Origin of the sequence: Mesorhizobium sp. WSM2561, assembly GCF_000513915.1 — a bacterium.
Taxonomy (GTDB): domain Bacteria; phylum Pseudomonadota; class Alphaproteobacteria; order Rhizobiales; family Rhizobiaceae; genus Mesorhizobium; species Mesorhizobium muleiense.
Window position 1 is genome coordinate 1 of the sequence record NZ_AZUX01000108.1, and the last position, 1,655, is coordinate 1,655.

Genomic DNA, 1,655 nt, shown 5'->3' on the forward strand with positions numbered 1-1,655 from the left:
CTGCTCGAGCAGAACGATGAATGGGCTGTCCAGCGCGCCAGATACATGACACTGGAAACCATCAGCCAAATGAGCGATGATCCGCTCATCAGCCTGCCAGCCGTGGCACGCTGATCATCCCGGCCCAATGCCGGAGAGCGCGGCGACCAAGCCGTCAGATACACCACTCCCTGGGACACGATCTCAAGGTGGGTCGACCGAGTATGGTCGGCGGTCCTGAAAACCTTCCTTCTTTCAAGGACTATCCAACTCAGGCATTCGCCTTTACGCTTGCAGTCTTGAAAGCGTGACGCTTACTGTGGCTTGCCTTGGGAGATGCCAATGCACGTGTCCTTGCTTTTCATTCCACTGCTGCTCTTGCACATTCCGATTGTATCGCATGCCGCCGCCATCCACGACGCCGCCATGGAGGGCGATGTCGCGGCTATCACGGCAGCGCTCGATGCGGGCGCTGATGTAGATGAGAGTGATGGAAGCGCAACGCCACTCTATTTTGCGATCTTTATGGGCCACATCCAAGCAGCAAAACTGCTCGTAGAACGTGGTGCGGACGTCAACGCTCAGACGGCTCTTGGTTCCCCGCTGATGGCGGCTATGGGGATAGACAAGATCGATCTGTTAAATCTATTGCTGGATGCGGGCGCAGATCCAAATGCCGACGGCAGCAGCCAACCCGCCCTTCATGCCGCCGTCAATCTCGGTTGTCTCGACTGCGTGAAGGCACTGGTTGAGGCCGGCGCGGACGTAAATGCGAGGGCAGAGGACGGCAACACACCACTCCATATGGCAAAAAAATCGGAACAACTCGAAGTTGCTGACTATCTCATGTCCCACGGTGTCGTCTTGCCAACTCCAGCCCCGATCTCGATGAAGTTGGCCTCTGCCGATGTGGAGAAAGGCCGAACCTCCTTCGTCGTCCGCAGGTGCGACTATTGCCACGGTGCCGAGCCACAGGGAAGGAACCGAACGATACCGAATTTGTGGAGCGTCGTTGGCCGCGACAAAGCATCTCTTGCAACTATACGTTACTCTGACACCCTGCTGGGCTGGGAGGGTGTGTGGACGCTCGAGGACCTGAACAAATTTTTGCTTGAGCCCATGGCCACTACGCCGGGCACTTACATGGAGACGCCTGGCGTTCCGGACGAGACCGAACGGGTCGACCTGATCGCGTACTTGCGCATGCTCAGTGACAAGCCGATCCCGCTGCCCTGAATCGATGGGTTCTCAAGCCTGCGTCGGCTAGTTTGCTCAATAGCCACTTTTGGTGGTCCCAAGGGGCGATTGAGCAAAGGGCATGGGCAACTGATGAAACGTGCTAGCCGCTTACCGTTCATCGGCTGGTCGTCGTTTATGAGTACACGCCCTAGTGCCCGCTCGCGCGGTCGGTGCTTCGCTGTATACCTCGGCCTGCTTTAGTTGGTAACCATCGCCGCTCAATCCAGCAACCCAGCCGGACTGATGCCGCGATCACCCCGAATCGCCGCAGGCCAGATAATCGGAGACTGGCTCGAGCCATCCGCTGCCAACCGTGTCTATATCCAATAGGGCCGGATGCCATAGTAGTCGTAAACGCGGCGGCCACTCTCGGCATTCCAGTCGAAATCCTGGTCGCGAGCATAGCGCGGAGCGCCTTCAACTTGCTCCTTCGTGAT

The 1,655-nt window shown here is 57.8% G+C and carries 1 protein-coding gene and 1 pseudogene; one reads left to right on the plus strand and one right to left on the minus strand.

The genetic code is table 11. The features are described from left to right. Positions 1-321 precede the first annotated feature (321 nt). Complete coding sequence (locus M727_RS0132750; protein ID WP_027156032.1) at positions 322-1,215, plus strand: ankyrin repeat domain-containing protein; 894 nt, start codon at positions 322-324, stop codon at positions 1,213-1,215. A gap of 320 nt (positions 1,216-1,535) precedes the next feature. Here M727_RS0132750 and M727_RS43660 read toward each other — a convergent pair. Continuing rightward, positions 1,536-1,655 (minus strand): annotated as a pseudogene (locus M727_RS43660) (PRC-barrel domain containing protein); the annotation flags it as partial.